Origin of the sequence: Micromonospora sp. NPDC047465 (assembly GCF_040643125.1) — a bacterium.
Taxonomy (GTDB): domain Bacteria; phylum Actinomycetota; class Actinomycetes; order Mycobacteriales; family Micromonosporaceae; genus Micromonospora.
In genome coordinates this window covers 73057-92152 of sequence record NZ_JBEYTP010000024.1, presented here as the reverse complement: position 1 = coordinate 92152, position 19096 = coordinate 73057, and the positions used below count along the sequence as shown (strand labels likewise).

Below are 19096 nucleotides of genomic sequence, written 5' to 3'. Positions count from 1 at the left end.
CAGCCAGCTACGCGGTGGTCGGCGCGGCGGCACCGCCGGTCTCCAGTTCCAGGCTCTCGTACCGCAGGGTGAGCGCCGCGATCGCCAGCTCCTGGCCGAGGGTGTTCAGGTGGGCGCCACGCCACCTCGTCGGCCAGGCGTTGATCAGGTTCCAGCGCAGCACCTCCGCCGTGCCGGCCGCGTCCAGCAGCACGATCGAGACGTTGCGCCGGCTCACCGTGCCCCGGGCCACCGCGTACGTCCAGTCCCACAGCTCCCGGGAGGCGGTGAGCCCGAAGTGCAGGGTCACCGGCGCGTACTCCACCTGGCCGGGGACCATCCGGACGCGGTCGTTGCCCTGTTCCCGGTACGGCACGCCGGGGATGGTCATCTCCAGGCCGCTGACCTCGGTGAAGTGGCCGTTGGTCACGCCGTTGACGAGGAGCTTGAAGTTGTAGGCCCGGTATGGGTCGACCGGGGCGCCCGGCTGCGGGGTGGCGGTGGTCGGCATGTCAGCCTCCGATCGTCTCGGTCTCGGCGCCGCCGGCCCACTGGCTCAGCCTGAACACCACGAACTCCGCCGGCTTGACCACCGCGATGCCGATGTGGGCGACGACCATGCCCGCGTCGCGGACGTCCGCCGGGTTGGTCTCCTCGTCGCACTTGACGAAGAACGCCTCCTCGGGCGTACGCCCCAGCAGCGCGCCGTCGCGCCAGACCCGGGTGAGGAAGGCGCCGATGTCGCGGCGGATGGACCGCCAGAGGGTGAAGTCGTTCGGCTCGAAGACCATCCACCGGGTGCCGTTGGCGATCGCCTGCTCGATGGCGATGCAGAGCCGGCGGACGTTGAGGTAGCGCCATTCGCTGGCCTCGGCGGCGAGGGTGCGGGCGCCCCAGACCCGGATGCCCTCGCCCGGGAAGTAGCGGATCACGTTGACGCCCTTGGGGTTGAGCACGTCGTGCTCGGGCCGGGTGACCAGGTGGGCGAGGTCGACGGCGCCGCGTACGGGCTCGTTGGCCGGCGCCTTGTGCACCCCGCGCAGGGCGTCCGTGCGGGCCCAGATGCCGGCCATGTGCCCGCTCGGCGGGGTGAGCACCAGCTCGCCGCTGAGCGGGTCGCGTACCCGCAGCCAGGGATGGTAGAGCGCGCCGAAATCGGACTGCCGGGGCCGGCACGCCGTCGGCGCCTCGTCCCCCGACGCGGACCCGCCGGAGCCGGACCCGGGGCCGCCGGAGCCCGCCGAGCCGGACCCACCGGATCCCCCGGATCCCTCGGCCGGCTTGGGCGGCTTGCCGGTGGACGGCGTCGCCACCCTGGTCAGCGCCGAGATGTCCGTGACGTCCGGGGGCGGGTCGCAGATCGCCACCATCGTGCGGGTCCGCTCGGCCATGCTGAGCAGCGCGTCGTGCGAGACCGGGTCGTGGAAGCCGGGCGCGGCCAGGATGGAGACCTCGTCGACGGCCTCCAGCAGTTGCAGGCCGCCGCGCCGCTTCCCGGTGCCGGTGATCTCGCCGTCCGCGCCGACGTTGACGACCCAGCAGCGGCTGCCGCCGTTGTCGAGGAAGCCGAAGACGGCCCGGGCCAGCGGGGTGCTCTCCAGGCGGTCCCCGTTGGCGTAGAGCCGCAGGAACTCCGTCCAGTTGTTGACCGCGACGGCCCTGCCGAGCTGCGCGGCGGGGTCCGGGGCGACCCCGACGAAGGCGGCCGTGCTGGTGCTGGCCGGTCCGATCGGGCGGGCGCCGCCGGGGACCTCCTCGACGTAGATGCCGGGCGAGAAGTAGGTGGGCATCGGTCCTCCCGGTGCGGTTCGCGGCCGGCGGCGCGGGACGTCCGCCGGAACGGGGTCAGCGGGGCGGGGGTGCGCAGACGATGACGATGTCGGGCTCGGTCGGGTCGACCTCGGCGGTGAGGACCCGCCCCCGGCCGGTGAGCCGTAGCCGTACCGGACCGGGGCGGTCGGGGTCGTGCGGCACCCCGACGACGCGGAACCGGCCGGCGGGGTCGGTCGTGGTGGCGCACGCCGTGCCGACGACCTCGATCCGCACGGCCGCGAGGGGCTGCTGCTCGGGCCCGACCACCCGGCCGTCGAAGGCCAGCATCTCCAGCTGCCGCAGCCGCAGCGGCCGCAGCACCGGCGGCGCCGGCGGCGCCGGGTGGGCGACCTGGGCCGGCACGTCGATGAGCAGGGCCGGGCGGGGTCCGGTGCCGAACGCCGCCCAGAGCCGCGGGTCGCCGGCCTCCAGCACGACGGCGCGCTCCCCGCCGGCGGTCGCGGCGGCGAGCACCCGGTCCAACCCGGGCAGCGCCGCCGGCCCGCCGGCGCAGAGCAGGTAGCGGACGGTGAAGCGGTACGGCTCGCGGCCGCCGCTGCCCCGGGTCTGCCGGGCCGGGCGCAGCTCCATCGGCCAGAGCGTGAGTCGGGCGGGGTCGTCGTCGGGGCGCGGCGGACCGACCGGGACGGATTCCCCCGCCGCCCCGGCCAGCCAGGCGGCCAGCTCGGCGGTGGCCGTCTCGATCGGGCCGCGCCCCGGCGTGGTCATCGCGGTGGCGTTCCCTGGACGCGGTACGCGATGGCCTCGTTCCACACGTGCGGGTAGACGCCGATCTCGAAGTACCGGGTGAATCGGTTGATGGGTGCGTTGGTGTGGTCGTGGTAGAGCAGCCAGACCGGGGCGATGGTGAACAGCACGTAGTTGGCGAGCACCAGCGGGATGTAGAGCGGGCCGAGGATGCGCGCCTGGAGGATGTGCACGTCCTCGTGCCGCTGGATGCCGGGCCCGGAGCCGGCGCAGACCGTGCCGATGGTGGTGGCGTACCGGGGGGAGACGCCCTCGACCACGTTGACCCGGCAGCTGTGCTGCGAGGTGGGCCGGTCCAGCGAGTGCCCGACGAGCACGTGCGCGGCCAGGTAGACCGCGCCGACGACGGTGTTGAGCAGGCTCCAGGTGTGGTCGACGACGAAAAGGAGGACGCCCTTCGGGTCCGGGCCGTAGACCCGGGCCGAGGCGACCGCCCAGCCGAAGATCCCGCCGACGAGCAGGCCGGCGACCGCGCCGATGAGCAGCCCGACGGTGCCACCGGTCAGTTGGCCGAGGACCGCGCCGGTGACCACGTGTGCGACGGTGCTGAGGATTCCGTAGATCATGACGGCTCACCTCATACCCACGAGCGGAGGATGCGGGGCTCGCGTCCCTGCGCGAGCTGGGTCGGCGACGCCTGGGTCGCCTGCCGGTTGCCGGGCGGGAGCTGGTTGATGCCCAGCGCGGCGGAGAAGATGACCAGCCCGTTGAAGAACGCGATGATCCACTTCTCGGCGCCGGCGTCCGTGGCGAACGCCGCGGTGAGGTAGGACAGCGCGAGCGCGATGCCCAGCGCGATCCACTTGCGGGCCTTGTCGCCGCTCGGGCCGATCAGCCCGCCGATGACGTTGGTGGCGAGCAGCGTCGCGGCGCTCGCGCCGGTGAGGCTGCCCAGGGCGGCCCAGGTGAAGAGATCGTTCATCGCCGATCTCCCTTCGGTTGTGCGGTGGTGCGACCGGGGTGTGGTGGTGGTGAGGCCGGCGGCTCCGGGGAGTCTCCGACGGGCCCGGTCCGCCGCCGGCGGGCGGCGGGCGGGAGGGGTGGGGGGCCTCAGGCGGGCCCCGGTGGGCCGGCCGTCGTCGAGTCGCCGGTCGTCTGGCCCGGCGCGGCCGTCGGGCCGGTCGCCTGGGTCGGCACGACCGGGCCGCCGGCCGCCGGCGCCGGCCGGCGCGTACGCCGCAGCAGCAGGACGACCACGACGGTGACGAGCAGCAGGAGCGCCGCCGCGCCGGCGACCAGCAGCCAGGGGAACGCGCCGCCGCCGTCGTCGCCCGCCGCCGGGGACGCCGACGGCCTCGGCGGGGCCTCCGCGACCGCCCGCAGTTCGGTCGGCTTCTCCTGGTTGCTGCCGACCTTCCAACTGACCGACCGGCCGTTGACCGTGCCGTTGGTGTCGAGGACCCGGCCGGGGAAGGTCACCGATATCTCGAACGACATCAACCGCATGAACGCCTGCTGATTCTGCGGATTCTGTTCCGCCACCTTCCCGCCGTATTTCCTCGGGTCGAGGGGAAGGGTGAAGCGGTAGAGATCGTCCTCCCGGACGAGCCGCACGCTCTCGCTGTTGAAATCGCGCAGCGGGGTGTTCCGATAGGTGATCTGGGAACCGAAGAGCTTGGCGTCCTCGTATCGGGTCTCCTCGCCCGGCGGCAGAGCGGGAATGTTCTTCCGCAGCTCGGCGAAGCCGGCCTCGACGGTGCGGTTGCCCGAGGTCAGCACGCTCTTCTGGGCGGTCAGCAGGAGTTGGCCGTCGACCGTGTCGTCGGCGTTGACGGTCAGCCCGAGATTCAGTTGCATGCAGCCGGTCAGCGCGGCCGCCAGAACGAGACACGCCGCGCCGCGGAGTGTCCTGCCGCGGATGAGTCCCGTATTCATGGGCATAGTGTGTGTGATCCAGATCACTACCAGCAGTCAGCGATCAGTCACAACGAAGTCGCCGATCTTACCTGGCCGCTGTCCCCTTCGGCCGAGGTCGAAAATCGCCGAAATCGATATCCTGAAGGTTTGGCCCAAGCTGCCGTTTCTGTCGAGGAGGTGGCGAGGCGGTGGTCGCGCGGGGTGACCCCGCGGACCCGGCGGAACGCCGTGCTCAGCGCGAACGGGCTGCTGTAGCCAACCTTGCGGGCGACCGCGGCCAGGGTGGCGTCCGGCTCGCGGAGCAGGTCGGCGGCGAGCGCCAGCCGCCACCCGGTCAGGAACGTCATCGGCGGCTCGCCGACCAGCTCGGTGAACCGGCGGGCCAGCGCCGCCCGGGACACGCCCACCTCGGCCGCGAGGGAGGCGACCGTCCACGGCCGGGCCGGGTCGTTCTGGAGCAGCCGCAGCGCCGGGCCGACCACCGGATCGGCGGCGGCGACGTACCAGGCGGGTGCGGCGCCGGGGCGGGCGAACCAGGTGCGCAGCGCGGCGATCAGCACCAGGTCGAGCAGCCGGTCCAGGACCGCCTCCTGGCCAGGCGCGTCCCGGGAGACCTCCTCGGCGAGCAGGGGCACCAGCGGGCTGCGCCACTCCTCGCCGCCCACCACCAGCAGCGGCGGCAGGGCGGTGAGCAGCCGTCGGCTCAGCTCCCCGGGAAGCTGGTACGTGCCGGTCAGCAGCACGGTGGCGCCGTCCGAACTCGTGCCCCAGGTGCGTACGCCCAGCGACATCGTCTCGGCCAGCGGCTCCCCGCGCAGCGTGGTGCACCGCTGCCCAGGCTGGATGACCACCTGCGGCGGGGTGGCCGGGTCGTCCGCCACGAGATAGCCGTCGGGCCCGCGCAGCACCGCCACGTCGCCCGGTCCCAGCGCGACGGGCGCGCCGTCGTCGGGCACCACCCAGGCCGCGCCGCGGACCAGGGCGACCACGGTCAGCGGGGCGCGGTCCTCGATGCGCAGCGCGAACGGGGGATCCAGCAGCGACCGGAGCAGGAAGGCGCCCCGGGCCCGCGGCCCGTCGAGCAGCCCGGTGAGCGGATCCATCCCGCGAGCGTAGACGAGCGCGCATGGCGGCCGGCGGGGCCGCGCCGTCGAACGTCTCAGGTGCGGGTCGACCGGGTCATTCGGCGATCGTCAGCCAGTCGGCGGCGCGGTGTCGGATGTCGGCGGGCACCTCGTGCGGGCCCGGGAACTCGTCGTAGGTGACGTCGTAGCCGAGCGAACGCAGCCGGGGCACCAGGCGGCGGCTGCACACGTCGACCGGCAGGACCGGGTCGTCGGCGCCGTGCGAGACGTAGACGCGGGGCCGGCCGTGGGTGACCAGCGGCGCGGCGAAGCCGGGGGAGAAGGCCACCACCGCGTCGACCAGGTCGCCGTTGGTCAGGCCCAGGGAGAGGGCGTACGAGGCGCCGTCGGAAAACCCGCCGAACGCCACCTGCCCGACGGGGTAACCGGCGAAGGCCGTGGCCAGCAGCCCGTCGATCCGTCGGACGTCCACCCCGAAGCCCTCCACGATCAGGTCCCAGCTGCTCGACGCCGCCTGCGGGGCCACCAGCAGCAGTCCGTGCGCGTCGGCGACCGGCAGCAGCAGGTCCACGCCCTGCCGGGCCGAGCCGCCGGCCCCGTGCAGCAGCAGCACCAGCCGGTACGGCCGGCCGTCGACCGGCTCCGGGGCGTACACCATCGCCAGCGGCCCGCCGTCGGCGTCGGTCAGCGTCACCATGCCGGTGGCCGCCCGCGTGACGGGCGGCGCCGGACGCGCGGTGAGCCGGCCGTGCCGTGGGTTCTCCTCCGGCTGCCGGTGCGGCGCGGCGGGTTCGGCCACGGGATCACCGCTCCTCGTCCTCGGCGGGGGTGCGCCAGCGGTTACCCCGCTGCCCCAGGGTTAACCCTGCCGGGCCGCCTCCGGCGCGGCCGGCGGCCCCTGCCGGGCCGGCTCATCCGCTGACCCGGCGGACCAGCCGGGACGGGAACACCGTCGCCGGCGGCACCGGCCGTCCGGCGAGCACGGCGGTCGCCGCCGCCGTGGCGATCTGCCCCACCGGATGGGTCGCCGTGGTCAGCGCGGGGGTGGTCATCGCGGCGAGCGGGATGTCGTCGAACCCGGTGACGGCGACGTCCCCGGGCACCCGGACGCCATCGCCGCGCAGCCCGTCGATCAGGCCCAGCGCGGTCGCGTCGCTGATCCCGACGATCGCGTCCGTGTCCGGCCAGCGCGCCAGCACCTCCCGGGCCGCCGCCCGGCCCCGGCCCGCGCTGAAGTCCCCCGGCACCAGCCGCACCGGCAGGCCCGCGTCGCGCACCACCCGGCGGTACGCGCCCACCGACCGGCCGGCGCAGGGCAGCCAACGGGGGCCGGTCACCATCGCGATGCGGCGGCGGCCGGTGGCGTACAGGTGCCGGACCACGGCCTCCGTGCCGCCGCTGTTGTCCACGTCGAAGGCCGGCACGAGGGCGGAGCCGATGCCGATCGAGGCCACCCGCCCGCGCAGCGCCGCCGGGACCGCCCGGAGCACCGCCTCGGTGGTGTTGACCAGGATGATCCCGCCGACGCCGCCGTCCTCGGCCAGCCGGCGCAGCCCGGCCGGCTCCCGCGTCGAAAGCCAGTGCAGCGCGACCCCGAGCCCGTACGGCGCGCAGACCCGGGCGGCCGCGCCGACCACCCGGTCGACGTACGGGTCGTCGAGGACGGTCGGGGCGACGCCGGACACCGCGACCACCAGCCGCACACCGGTGCCCCGGACCAGCGCGCGGGCGGCCAGGTTCGGTGCGTACCCGAGCCGGTCGGCGGCGGCGGTGACCCGGTCGCGGGCGGTGGACGAGGCGTAGCCGGTGCCGGCGATCACCCGCGAGGCGGTGGCCCGGGAGACGCCCGCCGCCCGGGCGACGTCGTCGAGTGTGGGCGGTCGGCCAGCCGTCGTCATACCTGTCCTCCCCGTGGTCTCCGTCCCCGGCGCGGACGGTCGATGCGCATCATCTCCCTCGCGGGTCGGCGACGGTAGGAGGGTGGGAAGGCGTTGTCCTGGCAGCGCTCTCAGGTGTGGGATCGTGCGGCAGACCGCCCGAGGCGAGAGGACGCCACCGTGAGCCGCACCACTGCCCCGCCCGCCGCGCCGACCCCGGCCGTACCGCGGGCGGTGCTGGCCGCCCGCACCGGCGTGGCGGTCGTGTTCGCGCTCAACGGCCTGGCCGTCGCCTCCTGGTTCTCCCGGGTGCCCGCCGTCCGGGACGCGCTCGGGTTCAGCGCCGGCCGGCTCGGGCTGCTCCTGCTCGCCATGTCCGTCGGCGCGCTGCTCGCGATGCCCACCGCCGGCCTGGTGGCCCAGCGGCTCGGGACGGCCCGCACGGTGGCGCTGTCCACCCTGCTCGTCGCGGCCGGACTGACCGTGGCCGGGGCCGCCGGCCTCGCCGAGTCCCCGGTCGGGGTCGCGGTGGGCCTGTGCGCCCTCGGCTACGGCTCCGGCGCCTGCGACGTCGCGATGAACGTGGAGGGCGCGGCGGTCGAGCGGCGGCTGGGGCGTACGGTCATGCCCCGCTTCCACGCCGCGTGGAGCCTCGGTTCCGTGGCCGGCGCCGGGCTCGGCGCCGGGGCCGCCCGCCTCGGCGCGCCGGTCGCCGCCCACCTCGCGGCGGTGGCGGCGGTGGTGCTGCTCGGCACGCTGCTGGCCGTCCGGTCGTTCCTGCCGGCCGCCGGGTCCGGGACCGCACCGGCCGCCCGCCGGCGCGATCTGCTCGCCGCCTGGCGGGAGCCGCGCACCCTGCTCGTCGGCGTGCTGGTGCTGGTGGCGGCGTTCGTCGAGGGCAGCGCCAACGACTGGCTGGCTGTCGCCTTCATCGACGGACACGGCCTCAGCGAGGCGGCCGGGGCGGCCGTGTTCGGGGTCTTCGTCGTCGGCATGACCCTCGGCCGCACGGCGGGCACCGTCGCGCTGGACCGGTGGGGGCGGGTGCCCGTGCTGTCCGGCGCGATCCTGCTCGCCACGGTCGGCGCGGCCGTGGCGGTGCTCGCCGGCTCCGGGCCCGTGGCGGTCGTCGGCGTCGCGCTTTGGGGAATCGGCGCGTCGCTCGGCTTCCCGGTGGGGATGAGCGCGGCGGCCGACGACGAGGACCGCGCGCCAGCGCGCGTCAGCGTGGTCGCCGTGATCGGCTACACGGCGTTCCTCGCCGGTCCGCCGCTGCTCGGCCTGCTCGGCGACCGCGTCGGCACGCTGCGCGCCCTGCTCGTGGTGCCGCTGTTGCTGCTGCCCACCCTCGCACTGGTGCCGGCCACCCGCCCGCCGTCGCGCTGACGCGGCATCCCCCGCAGGGCACTCACACCCGGCTCGCAGCCGCCTCCCAGGAAGCGGTGCTGCACTGGGAGGACGCCGAGGAGAGGAGCGGGGATGGGCTGGTTCAGTCGACGGTCGCGCGGCACCGACGCGGCCCCCACGAAGCTCGACCGCGAGGCGACCCGCGAGGACCTGGCCGCGCTGGAGGCGTTCGTCACCAGCCGCCGGGGCGTGGAGTTCTACCTGGAACCGGAGACCACGGCGACCGACACCACCGTGGTGGCGATCGCCCACGACGGCGAGTGGATTCGCCGCCGCACCGGCTCGCCGCGCGCCGCCGGGTCGATCGCCCGCAAGCACGCGGTGCCGCTGTACGAGGCCGCCCGCACCGGCTACCCGGAGCGGATGCGGGCCTGGAACCGGGCCCACCCGGAGCGCCGCGTCCGCTGAACGTGGCGCCGCCGCGGCGTCACCGCGCGGCGGCGACCGCAGCGCGTGCCTCGTCCAGCGTCATCGGCGGCTGGTGGCTCGCGACGTACCAGTGGACGTCGTCGGCCAGCAGTCGGCTTACCAGGGCGAGGTCGGGCCGGTCCTCGGGGGTGCGCAGGTGCGCCGGCGGCGGATAGAAGCAGTCGCCGAGCAGCAACACGCCCGAGTCCGGCACCGCCACCACCGTCGAGTCCGGCGCGTGGGCGCCCCCGACGTGCCGCACCCGCACGCCGACCGACAGGTCCAACTCGTCGGTGAAGGTCCGGGTCGGCGGCAGCACCGCGAAGCCGTCCCACGAGTCGACCGCCAGCGCCCGGGCCCGGAAACTCGGGCCGAGCCGCGGATTCGCCCGCACCTGGTCCCGCAGGTACCGATGGCTCCACGGCCGGGCCGCCTCCGCACGCAGCAGCCGCTCGCCGGCGACGTGGCCGACGATCTCCACGCCGGGCCAGGCGCAGGCGCCCCACACGTGGTCCCAGTGGTGGTGCGTGTAGACCAGCCAGCGGGGCGGGGGCAACCCGGCGGCAGCCAGCGCGGACCGGATCTCCCGGGCGTGCGCGGGGCTCTGCCCTGCGTCGACCAGCACGCTGCCCCGGTCGTCGGCGACCAGGGCGACGCCGGCCTGGACGGCTTCCGGGTCCGGATCACCCGGGCAGAGCCAGACCCGACCGGCGAGGTGCTGGAACGTTACGGTGGCCATGGCGCACAACCTTCCTGGACTCCGGACAACGCTTCGGACTGGCGCCCGATCGTAGGTGCTGGAGGCTCGGCGGCTGTCCCTAGGTCAGGAGCGCGCGTCCCGCCCGTCCGTGCCGGGCAGCTGTCGTCGGCCGCCCCTGCCCGGCGGCGCCATCCGGGGGGACGGGGCGGGCGGTAGGGTGTCCGGCATGGCTGACCGGTCGTCGGCCCTGGGCCGTCCCTTCTGGAGATTCTGGAGCGCCGCCGCCCTGGCCAACCTGGGCGACGGCATCCGCGTGGCGGCGTTCCCGCTCCTCGCCGCCGCGCTGAGCGACGACCCGGTGGCGGTGGCCGCCGTGGCCGCGGCGCAGTTCCTGCCCTGGTTGGTCACCGGCCTGTTCGCCGGAGCGCTCGCCGACCGCAGGGCAGCCCGGGAGATCATCGCCGCCGCCGACGTGGGCCGGGTCCTGGTCCTGTCGACGTTGGCCCTGGCCGTCGCGACGGCCAGGGCGCCGATCGGCCTCGTTGTCGTCGCCGCGTTCCTGCTCGGCGTCGGCGAGACCCTGCGCGACACCGCCGCCCAGACCGCCGTGCCCCGGCTGGTGGACGACGCGCAGCTGGAGAAGGCCAACGGTCGTCTCGTGGCGGGCGAGATCGTGGGCAACGAGTTCGTCGGCCCGCCGGTCGGCGCGCTGCTGTTCGTCGCGGGCGCGGCACTGCCGTTCGCCGTCAACGGTGCCTCCCTCGCGTTGGCCGTCATGCTCGTGCTGTCCCTGCCGCTGACCCTCGCCCGCCCGGCCCCGGAGCGGTCGGGAGCCGGTGCCGGCGAGCCGTCCGGCGGCGCGGCCGTCCCCGCCCGGGACGGGGCGCTCGCCGGGCTGCGGTGGCTGGCCCGGCAGTCAGTCCTCCGTACGCTCGTGCTCGTCGGCGCGGCCGTCGCCGCCGCGGACAGCGCCTGGTTCGCGATCTTCGTGCTGTACGCGCGGGGCAGCCTCGGCCTTGGCGCGCTCGGCTTCGGCCTGCTGCTGGCCACCGGCGCGGGCGGCGGCCTCGTCGGCTCCCTCGTCGCCGACCGGCTGATCGCCCGCTTCCGGCACCGGCACGTGCTGACGTGGTCGATGGCGGTCACCGCCGGAGCGCCGGCGCTCCTGGTCGTCGCGCCGCACCGGGTCGCCGCCGTGGTCGTTGTCGTCAGCACCAGCGCGGCGTTCGCCGTCCTCAACGTGGCCGCGCTGTCGCTCCGGCAGCGCCTCGTGCCCGGCGACCTGCTCGGCCGGGTGGTCGCCGCCTCCCGGGTCCTCACCTACGGCTGCACCGCGCTGGGGGCGCTCGCCGGCGGCGCGCTGGCCGCCGGCCTGGGCCTGGACGCGCCGTTCCTGCTCAGCGGCGCCGTCGCGGTGGCCGCGACCGTCGCCTGGAGCGTCGCGTCCCGGCCCTCCGCGCCGGCCGACCCGGCCTGACGGAGCCGCCGGCCCGCACCGCCCCGGCGACCCGGGCCGGCGGGCGCGAACGGTCGGCTCACCGGCAGGGTCGTGCCTGTCGTCAGCCGCGCCCGTGACGTCCGAGTCCGACGAGCCGGGCCACGAGGACGGCGGCGCAGCCGAGCGTCGCGGTGACCAGCAGCACCAGGAACGTCGGATAGATGTACGCCACCTGGATCCAGGCGACGTCGCGACCCCGGTAGAGCCAACCGACCACCCGGTGGATCGAGGCGAGCAGCGGCAGCGGCGCGAGCAGCGGAAGCAGCCGCACCAGCGTCCAGGAGCGTACCGCCCGGCCGGCGGCCCAGCGGCGTGACCGGAGCACGCCCCGGCCGGCGAGTGCGGCGGAGGCGACCGCCAGCACCAGCAGCACGGCGTCGACGACCACGAGCGGCGTGCCCGCCGAGGGCGCCGACGTTCCCTCTATCAGCGCGATGAGCCGCTCGGCGAGGGCCGACGCGTGGCCGTACGCCAGTCCGGTGTTCGCCATGACCGCGACCCCGTAGCGGGACGCGGGCAGCAGCGCCTGGTACGCCGTCGAGGTGAACAGGTCACCGCTGTGCGCGATCATCGGCGCCCCCGACCCGGTCTTCTCCACAAACCAGCCGAGGGCGTAGGAGTCGGAGACCGCGGACGGGCGGTGCAGCGTGGCGAGGCCCGCCGGGGAGACGACCGCCGTGCCGTCCGGACCGCGACCCTGGTTGCCCTGCGCGATCAGCCACGCCGCCATGTCGCGCGCCGAGCTGAGCACCCCGCCGGAGCCGTTGCCGAAGGCCGGCGGCTCGGGCAGGGCGACCGGCCTGCCGAGGATCATGAGGTGGCCGCGCGCGCTCGACGGCAGGTCGGCGGCCACGTCGAGGGTGCGACTGTCGGTCATGCCGAGCGGGGCGAAGACCCGCGTCCGCAGGTACTCGTCGAACGGCAGCCCGCTGACCACCTCGACGAGTCGCGCGGCCACCTGGAAGTTCGGGTTGTGGTACTCCCACCTGGTGCCGGGGGCGGCGGCCAACCGGGCCGTACGCATCCCCGCGACGGCCTCCCGCAGCGAACCCGGCTGCCGCCTGCTGAACGCGGGGAACGTCGTGTCCGACATCCCGGAGGTCTGGTCGAGCAGCTGCCGCACGGTGATCCGGACCGCCCGGGGATCGGCCATCGTGAACTCCGGCAGGTGCCGGTGGACCGGCCCGTCGAGTTCCACCCGGCCCGCCTCGACCAGCTGCATCACGGCGAGGGCGGTGAACGACTTGCTCACCGACGCCACGGCCATCGGGGTGTGCGCCGTGATCGGGTCGCCGGCGGGGGTGCGGCCGTACCCGGCGGCGTGCACCACCTCGGTCCCCCGGGTGACGGCCACCGCGACGCCGGGCAGCCCGGTGGCGTCGCGGTACTGGCGGACGGCGGCGTCGACGGCGGCGACGTCGATCCCGACCGGGGGCGCGGCCGGGGCTGCCGGGGCGGGCGACGCGGCGAGCGCCACCGCACCGGCCAGGACGAGGAGTCGCGTGATCATGGTCGGAGTCTCGGCCGGTCGGGGACCCCGCACATCGGATCGTGGTCCGAACCCGGGATCGGACCGTGGTCCGACGCCCGGCGGCCGGCCGGTGGATACGGTGGTCCGGTGGTCACCTCGGGGCGGCTCGGGCTGCGGCAGTTGATGGCGTTCGACGCGCTGGTGGGCGTCGCCCTCGTGCTCCTCACGGTGTTCCGGACGCCCGGCGCCCCGGCGCTCGCCGGTGGCCTGGCGGTGCTGTTCGGGGCTCCGCTCGCCGTCCGCCGGCGCTGGCCGGCGCCGGTGCTCGCCGTCGTGGTGCTGGCGGGGGCGGTGGCGGTCGCCGTCGGGGTGGCCGGCGACGCGGTGGTGTTCGCGGTCGCGTTCGCGCTCTACCCGGTCGCGCTGGCCACCTCCACCCGGGACGGCGTGTCGGCGCTCGTCGTGGTGCTGGCCGCCCTCACGGGCGCGGGGCTGGCGGGCGGCACGGTCCCCGGGCTGCCGATCGTTTCGACCCGGGCGGGGGAGGAGTCGTTCGCCGCCACGCCGGTCCCGGTCCTGCTCTACGCCGCGACCGTCGTCGCCGCTTCGTGGACGCTCGCCCGTGCGGTGCGCGCCCGTCGACGTCACATCGCCCAACTCGCCGCGTCGCGTGCCGACCAGGCGGTGGCCGAGGAACGGTTGCGCATCGCCCGGGACATCCACGACGTGGTCGGGCACAGCCTCAGCCTGATCGCCATGAAGGCGGCCGTCGCCAACCACCTGGCGGACAGCCATCCCGAGCAGGGCCGGGCCGCCCTGGGCACGATCGAGCGGGTCAGCCGGAGCGCGCTCGACGACATCCGGGTCGTGCTCGGCGCGCTGCGCGACCCGGCCGACACCGCGCCGAGCTTCGCCGAACTCGACCGGCTGGTCGAGGCCGTCCGGTCCGCCGGTGTCACCGTCGACGTCGACCGGGCGGCCGACCTGGCCCGGGTGCCCGCGGCCGTGCAGGCTTCGGCGTACCGCATCGTGCAAGAGGCGCTCACCAACGTGCTGCGCCATGCCGGCCCGACCCGCTGTCGGCTCGCCGTGGCGGTCGAGCCCGGGGTGCTGGCCGTCGCCGTCGTCGACGACGGGGGGTCGGGGCGCGCCGTCGGGCCGCCCGGCCACGGGCTGCGGGGCATGCGCGAGCGTGCCGTGATGCACGGCGGCACCGTGGAGGCCGGCGTCGAGCCCGGCGGCGGCTTCGCCGTGCGCGCCCGGCTGCCGTTCACCCCGGCGGTGTCGGACGATGGGTGAGCCCGTACGCGTGCTCCTGGCCGACGACGACGTGCTGCTGCGCGGCACCCTGCGGCTGCTGGTCGACGCCACCCCGGGAATGACCGTGGTGGCCGAGGCGGGCACCGGGCGGGCGGCCGTCGAACTCGCGAGGACGCATGCGCCCGAGGTGGTCCTGATGGACGTCCAGATGCCCGAGATGGACGGCATCACCGCCACCGAGCACGTCACCGCCGGCCGGGACGCGCCCCGGGTGCTCGTCCTCACCACCTTCGACCTCGACGATCACGTGTACCGGGCGCTGCGGGCCGGGGCGAGCGGCTTCCTGCTCAAGGACACGTCCCCCGTACGGCTGCTCGACGCGATCAGGGTGGTCGCCGCGGGCGAGGCGCTGCTGGCCCCCAGCGTCACCCGTCGGCTCATCGCCGAGTTCACCCGGATGCCGGCGGCCCGACGGGTGCCGGGACGGCTCGACGGGGTGACCCCGCGGGAGCGGGAGGTGTTGACGTTGATCACCCGCGGGATGTCCAACACCGAGATCGAGCAGCACCTGCACCTCAGCCGGGGCACCGTCAAGACGCACATCGGCCGGTTGATGACGAAGCTGGGCGTCCGCGACCGGGCGCAACTGGTGATCGCGGGCTACGAGTCGGGGCTCGCCGACCGGTGAGGTGACGTCGACCGTCGTGAACGCCGCGCCGGCCCGGCGGGTCGGCGTCCGATCCCGCCGCGTTGACCCGGGCACCGGGGGTGTGGCAGCATTCGCGGCCTGACGGCAGTGAAGGAAGCCGGTGCGATTCCGGCGCGGTCCCGCCACTGTCACCGGGGAGCGATCCCCCCTCGTGAGTCACGGCCGTGCGTGCGCGGTTGGAAGACCGGGGGTGAGCGTCGATCCGGGAGCCAGGATACTTCGGCCGTCGGGAGTGACCCCAGGGCGTGGACACCCGAGGAGGACCCGATGACGCACCGCGTCTCCGCCATCGACGATCATCGTCGCATCGTGCCCGGCCGCGCCAGCGCGCCGGCGAGCAGCCGCGTTTCCGCAGCCCCGTCCGGCCGCCGCGCCGCGCGTCCGGCCGGCCGTGGTGTGCCCGCCCCCGGCCGCCCCGCAGCGGTCGGACGCGTCGCCCGTCCCTGACGCCCGCACCGCGCCGCCCGACCCCGCCGGCCCGCCGGTGAGCCGCTCCCCGGCCCGCCGTACCCGCTGAACCGCGCCCACCCTCGTACCGCCCGATCGTCCTCGCGTCGATCCGGGCGTCACTCTCCGGAGCCGTCCGTGCGCATCCTGCTGCTGTCCACCGCCGACACCGACCTGCTCGCCGCCCGCGCCAGCGGCGCCGACTACCGCCTCGCCAACCCCGCCCGGGTCGCCGCCGACGCCGTGCCCGCGCTGCTCGACGGCGTGGACCTCGCGGTCGTACGCCTGCTCGGCGGCCGGCAGGCGTGGCCGGACGGGCTCGCCACGGTGCTGGCCTCCGGCGTGCCCACGGTCGTGCTCAGCGGCGAGGCCCTGCCGGACGCGGAGCTGATGGCGGCCTCCACCGTCCCCGCCGGAGTGGCCACCCAGGCGCTGGCCTACCTGGTCGAGGGCGGCCCCGGGAACCTCGCCCAGCTCGCCCGGTTCCTCTCCGACACGGTGCTGCTCACCGGCGAGGGGTTCGCCCCGCCCGCGCCCACCCCGACGTACGGCGTCCACGGCGACCGTCCCGTGCGGCCCGACCGGCCGACCGTCGGGATCGTCTTCTACCGGGCGCACGCCCTCGCCGGCAACACCGGCTTCGTCGACGCCCTCGCCGACGCCGTCGACGCGGCCGGCGGCAACCCGCTGCCGATCTTCTGCGGCTCGCTGCGCGGCCTCACCGCCGGCGCGGGACCGCTCGGGCTCTTCGGCCGCTGCGACGCCCTGCTGGTCACCGTGCTCGCCGCCGGCGGCACGGTCGCCGCCGACGCCTCCGGCGGGGGCGACGAGGACGCCTGGGACGTGGGCGCGCTCGCCGCCCTCGACGTGCCGGTGATCCAGGCGCTCTGCCTCACCAGCACCCGCGAGCAGTGGGCCGGCAGCGACGCCGGACTGTCCCCGCTGGACGCCGCGATGCAGGTGGCCATCCCCGAGTTCGACGGCCGGATCGTCACCGTGCCGTTCTCGTTCAAGCGGATCGACGCCGACGGGCTCTCCAGCTACGTCGCCGACCCGGAGCGGGCCGCCCGGGTGGCCGGCATCGCCGTGCGGCACGCCCGCCTGCGACACGTGCCCAACGCCGACAAGCGGCTCGCGGTCGTGCTCAGCTCCTACCCGACGAAGCACTCCCGGGTCGGCAACGCCGTCGGCCTGGACACCCCGGCCTCGGCGGTCCGGCTGCTCGCCGCCCTCGCCGAGGCCGGCTACCACCTCGGCGACGCCCCGGTGCCCGACGACGGGGACGCGCTCATCCACGCCCTCATCGCCGCCGGGGGACACGACGTCGAGTGGCTCACCCCGGAACAGCTCGCCGCAGCCGAGGCACGGGTGCCCGGGGCGACGTACCGGCGCTGGTTCGACCAGGCGCCGGCGGAACTGCGGGAGCGGATGCTCGCCCACTGGGGGGAGCCGCCCGGCGGGCTCTACACCGACGGCGGGGACATCGTGCTGGCCGGGCTGCGCTTCGGCAACGTGGTGCTGCTGATCCAGCCGCCGCGCGGCTTCGGCGAGAACCCGATCGCCATCTACCACGACCCGGACCTGCCGCCCAGCCACCACTACCTGGCCGCGTACCGCTGGCTGGCCGCGCCCGCCACCGACGGCGGCTTCGGCGCGGACGCGGTGGTGCACCTGGGCAAGCACGGCACCCTGGAGTGGCTGCCCGGCAAGGGTCTCGGGCTGGCCGCCGACTGCGCCCCCGACGCCGTCCTCGGCGACCTGCCGCTGGTCTACCCGTTCATCGTCAACGACCCCGGCGAGGGCACCCAGGCCAAGCGCCGCGCGCACGCCGTCGTCGTCGACCACCTGGTGCCGCCGATGGCCCGCGCCGAGACGTACGGCGACCTGGCGAAGCTGGAGCAACTGCTCGACGAGTACGCCACCGTGCAGGCGCTCGACCCCGCGAAGGTGCCCACCGTGCAGGCGCAGATCTGGGCCCTGGTGCGCGCCGCGGAGCTGCACCACGACCTGCACGCCGAGGACATGCCGGCCGCCGAGGACTTCGACGACTTCGTGCTGCACCTCGACGGGTACCTCTGCGAGGTCAAGGACGTGCAGATCCGCGACGGCCTGCACATCCTCGCCGCCGCGCCCACCGGCGAGCCCCGGGTCAACCTCGTCCTCGCCGTGCTGCGCGCCCCGCAGGTCTGGGGCGGCACCCGCGCCCTGCCCGGCCTGCGCCAGGCCCTCGCCGCCGCGTACGGGCTCGACGAGCAGGCGCTGCTCGCCGCGCCGGGCCGGCGGCTGGCGCTGCCCGAGGCGCTGACCGACACCGTCGACGGGCCGGCCGGCACCGCCGCCGACGCCGTCGACCTGATCGAGGCCCTCGCGCGCCGGCTGGTCGTCGGCATGGAGACCCTCGGCTGGGACGCCGACAAGGTCGACGCCGTGGTCGAGGAGGTCACCGGCCGGGCCGTCCCGGACGCCGCCGCCGTGCTCCGCTTCGCCGCCACCGAGCTGGTGCCCCGGCTGGACCGCACGACCGACGAGATCGACCGGGTGGTGGGCGCGCTCGACGGGCGGTTCGTGCCGCCCGGCCCGTCCGGCTCGCCCACCCGGGGCCTGGTCAACGTGCTCCCCACCGGCCGGAACTTCTACTCCGTCGACCCCAAGGCGATCCCCAGCCGCAACGCCTGGGACGTCGGGGTGGCCCTGGCCGACTCACTGCTCGCCCGGCACCTCGCCGACACCGGGGAGTACCCGCGCTCCGTCGGCCTGACCGTCTGGGGCACCAGCGCCATGCGCACCCAGGGCGACGACGTCGCCGAGGTGCTCGCGCTGCTCGGCTGCCGCCCCACCTGGGACGACCGCTCCCGCCGGGTCACCGGCGTCGAGGTGGTGCCGCCGGCCGAGCTGGGCCGCCCCCGCGTCGACGTCACCGTGCGGATCTCCGGCTTCTTCCGGGACGCCTTCCCGCACGTGGTCGCGCTCATCGACGACGCGGTGCGGCTGGTCGCCGCCCTGGACGAGCCCGCCGAGCAGAACTTCGTCCGCGCGCACGTCGCCGCCGACCTCGCCGAGCACGGCGACGAGCGGCGGGCCACCGCCCGCGTCTTCGGCTCCAAGCCGGGCGCGTACGGGGCCGGGCTGCTGCCGCTGATCGACTCCCGCAACTGGCGCAGCGACGCCGACCTCGCCGAGGTGTACGCCGTCTGGGGCGGCTACGCCTACGGCCGGGGGCTGGACGGGCGGGAGGCGCGCGCCGACATGGAACGCTCCTTCGCCCGGATCGCGGTGGCGGTGAAGAACCAGGACACCCGCGAGCACGACATCGTCGACTCCGACGACTACTTCCAGTACCACGGCGGGATGGTGGCGATGGTCCGTCACCTCACCGGCGCCGCCCCGGCCGCGTACGTGGGCGACTCGGCGATGCCGCACGACGTACGTACCCGCACCCTCGGCGAGGAGACCCGGCGGGTGTTCCGCGCCCGGGTGGTCAACCCGAAGTGGATCGCCGCGATGCGCCGGCACGGCTACAAGGGCGCGTTCGAGCTGGCCGCCACCGTGGACTACCTGTTCGGCTACGACGCCACCGCCGGCGTCGTCGACGACTGGATGTACGAGCACCTGGCCGCCGCGTACGTCTTCGACGAGACCACCCGGGAGTTCCTGGAGCAGTCGAACCCGTGGGCGCTGCGCGGCATCACCGAGCGGCTCCTCGAGGCGGCCGACCGGGGCCTGTGGGCCGCGCCCGAGCCGACCACCCTGGACCGGCTCCGCGAGACGTACCTGGCCAGCGAGGGCGACCTGGAGGAACGGCAGTGAGCGCGAGGAGT

At 75.6% G+C, this 19096-nt stretch carries 17 protein-coding genes and 1 riboswitch; of the genes, 6 read left to right on the top strand and 11 right to left on the bottom strand.

All coding sequences use genetic code 11. The features are described 5' to 3' along the window. Nucleotides 1-7 precede the first annotated feature (7 nt). The 9 genes from ABZ793_RS21740 to ABZ793_RS21700 form a co-directional block, all read right to left on the bottom strand. Nucleotides 8-490 (bottom strand): phage tail protein, encoded by a 483-nt coding sequence (locus ABZ793_RS21740; protein WP_357460067.1) that lies wholly within the window; start codon nt 488-490, stop codon nt 8-10. Between the two features lies 1 nt (nt 491). Beyond that, nucleotides 492-1769, bottom strand: coding sequence for a phage tail sheath subtilisin-like domain-containing protein (locus tag ABZ793_RS21735; RefSeq protein WP_357460063.1), 1278 nt, complete (start codon nt 1767-1769; stop codon nt 492-494). A 55-nt stretch (nt 1770-1824) separates the two neighbouring features. Then, complete coding sequence (locus ABZ793_RS21730; protein WP_357460061.1) at nt 1825-2520, bottom strand: carboxypeptidase-like regulatory domain-containing protein; 696 nt, start codon at nt 2518-2520, stop codon at nt 1825-1827. Continuing rightward, nucleotides 2517-3125 carry a glycine zipper family protein gene (locus ABZ793_RS21725; protein WP_357460059.1) on the bottom strand — a complete coding sequence of 203 codons (609 nt, stop codon included), beginning with the start codon at nt 3123-3125 and terminating at the stop codon, nt 2517-2519. The genes ABZ793_RS21730 and ABZ793_RS21725 overlap by 4 nt, the downstream gene beginning before the upstream one ends. 11 nt (nt 3126-3136) lie before the next feature. Then, the gene (locus tag ABZ793_RS21720; RefSeq protein ID WP_350681930.1) at nt 3137-3481 is read right to left on the bottom strand and encodes a hypothetical protein; all 345 of its coding nucleotides are present in this window, start codon (nt 3479-3481) and stop codon (nt 3137-3139) included. Nucleotides 3482-3609: 128 nt separating this feature from the next. Next, on the bottom strand, nt 3610-4434 hold the full coding sequence (locus tag ABZ793_RS21715) for a DUF3153 domain-containing protein (RefSeq protein WP_357460056.1): 825 nt from the start codon (nt 4432-4434) through the stop codon (nt 3610-3612). 47 nt (nt 4435-4481) lie between these two features. Next, a complete protein-coding gene (locus ABZ793_RS21710) occupies nt 4482-5519 on the bottom strand; it encodes an AraC family transcriptional regulator (RefSeq protein ID WP_357460054.1) in 1038 nt (345 codons plus the stop codon). 76 nt (nt 5520-5595) lie between these two features. Further along, nucleotides 5596-6300, bottom strand: a complete 705-nt coding sequence (locus tag ABZ793_RS21705; RefSeq protein WP_357460052.1) for a phospholipase — start codon at nt 6298-6300, stop codon at nt 5596-5598. 112 nt (nt 6301-6412) lie between these two features. Continuing rightward, nucleotides 6413-7399, bottom strand: a complete 987-nt coding sequence (locus ABZ793_RS21700; RefSeq protein WP_357460049.1) for a LacI family DNA-binding transcriptional regulator — start codon at nt 7397-7399, stop codon at nt 6413-6415. Nucleotides 7400-7558: 159 nt separating this feature from the next. Between ABZ793_RS21700 and ABZ793_RS21695 the strand changes: the two genes are divergently transcribed. Continuing rightward, on the top strand, nt 7559-8764 hold the full coding sequence (locus ABZ793_RS21695; RefSeq protein WP_357460046.1) for an MFS transporter: 1206 nt from the start codon (nt 7559-7561) through the stop codon (nt 8762-8764). Between the two features lie 93 nt (nt 8765-8857). After that, nucleotides 8858-9193: a hypothetical protein gene (locus ABZ793_RS21690; protein WP_357460044.1), complete on the top strand. Its 336-nt coding sequence runs from the start codon at nt 8858-8860 to the stop codon at nt 9191-9193. A gap of 19 nt (nt 9194-9212) precedes the next feature. On the opposite strand, the gene ABZ793_RS21685 is transcribed toward ABZ793_RS21690, so the two are convergent. Continuing rightward, nucleotides 9213-9932: an MBL fold metallo-hydrolase gene (locus ABZ793_RS21685; protein WP_357460042.1), complete on the bottom strand. Its 720-nt coding sequence runs from the start codon at nt 9930-9932 to the stop codon at nt 9213-9215. 187 nt (nt 9933-10119) lie between these two features. On the opposite strand from ABZ793_RS21685, the gene ABZ793_RS21680 reads away from it, so the two are divergent. Beyond that, nucleotides 10120-11370, top strand: a complete 1251-nt coding sequence (locus ABZ793_RS21680) for an MFS transporter (protein WP_357460039.1) — start codon at nt 10120-10122, stop codon at nt 11368-11370. 82 nt (nt 11371-11452) lie between these two features. Here the strand turns inward: ABZ793_RS21680 and ABZ793_RS21675 are convergent, their stop codons facing one another. Beyond that, nucleotides 11453-12901: a serine hydrolase domain-containing protein gene (locus ABZ793_RS21675; protein ID WP_357460036.1), complete on the bottom strand. Its 1449-nt coding sequence runs from the start codon at nt 12899-12901 to the stop codon at nt 11453-11455. Between the two features lie 108 nt (nt 12902-13009). Here ABZ793_RS21675 and ABZ793_RS21670 point away from each other — a divergent pair, with 108 nt between their 5' ends. The 3 genes from ABZ793_RS21670 (at nt 13010) to cobN (ending at nt 19085) form a co-directional block, all read left to right on the top strand. Then, nucleotides 13010-14161 carry a sensor histidine kinase gene (locus ABZ793_RS21670; RefSeq protein WP_357460034.1) on the top strand — a complete coding sequence of 384 codons (1152 nt, stop codon included), beginning with the start codon at nt 13010-13012 and terminating at the stop codon, nt 14159-14161. Continuing rightward, nucleotides 14154-14810, top strand: coding sequence for a response regulator transcription factor (locus ABZ793_RS21665; RefSeq protein ID WP_357460031.1), 657 nt, complete (start codon nt 14154-14156; stop codon nt 14808-14810). The genes ABZ793_RS21670 and ABZ793_RS21665 overlap by 8 nt, the downstream gene beginning before the upstream one ends. 111 nt (nt 14811-14921) lie before the next feature. After that, a riboswitch (cobalamin riboswitch) is annotated at nt 14922-15051 on the top strand. Between the two features lie 365 nt (nt 15052-15416). Further along, nucleotides 15417-19085 carry a cobaltochelatase subunit CobN gene (gene cobN / locus ABZ793_RS21660; protein ID WP_357460029.1) on the top strand — a complete coding sequence of 1223 codons (3669 nt, stop codon included), beginning with the start codon at nt 15417-15419 and terminating at the stop codon, nt 19083-19085. The last annotated feature ends 11 nt before the right edge of the window (nt 19086-19096 follow it).

Coding starts and splice junctions, on each gene's coding strand:
- ABZ793_RS21740 (WP_357460067.1), bottom strand. CDS start 490: ATGCCGACCACCGCCACCCCGCAGCCGGGCGCCCCGGTCGACCCATAC.
- ABZ793_RS21735 (WP_357460063.1), bottom strand. CDS start 1,769: ATGCCCACCTACTTCTCGCCCGGCATCTACGTCGAGGAGGTCCCCGGC.
- ABZ793_RS21730 (WP_357460061.1), bottom strand. CDS start 2,520: ATGACCACGCCGGGGCGCGGCCCGATCGAGACGGCCACCGCCGAGCTG.
- ABZ793_RS21725 (WP_357460059.1), bottom strand. CDS start 3,125: ATGATCTACGGAATCCTCAGCACCGTCGCACACGTGGTCACCGGCGCG.
- ABZ793_RS21720 (WP_350681930.1), bottom strand. CDS start 3,481: ATGAACGATCTCTTCACCTGGGCCGCCCTGGGCAGCCTCACCGGCGCG.
- ABZ793_RS21715 (WP_357460056.1), bottom strand. CDS start 4,434: ATGAATACGGGACTCATCCGCGGCAGGACACTCCGCGGCGCGGCGTGT.
- ABZ793_RS21710 (WP_357460054.1), bottom strand. CDS start 5,519: ATGGATCCGCTCACCGGGCTGCTCGACGGGCCGCGGGCCCGGGGCGCC.
- ABZ793_RS21700 (WP_357460049.1), bottom strand. CDS start 7,399: ATGACGACGGCTGGCCGACCGCCCACACTCGACGACGTCGCCCGGGCG.
- ABZ793_RS21690 (WP_357460044.1), top strand. CDS start 8,858: ATGGGCTGGTTCAGTCGACGGTCGCGCGGCACCGACGCGGCCCCCACG.
- ABZ793_RS21685 (WP_357460042.1), bottom strand. CDS start 9,932: ATGGCCACCGTAACGTTCCAGCACCTCGCCGGTCGGGTCTGGCTCTGC.
- ABZ793_RS21680 (WP_357460039.1), top strand. CDS start 10,120: ATGGCTGACCGGTCGTCGGCCCTGGGCCGTCCCTTCTGGAGATTCTGG.
- ABZ793_RS21675 (WP_357460036.1), bottom strand. CDS start 12,901: ATGATCACGCGACTCCTCGTCCTGGCCGGTGCGGTGGCGCTCGCCGCG.
- ABZ793_RS21665 (WP_357460031.1), top strand. CDS start 14,154: ATGGGTGAGCCCGTACGCGTGCTCCTGGCCGACGACGACGTGCTGCTG.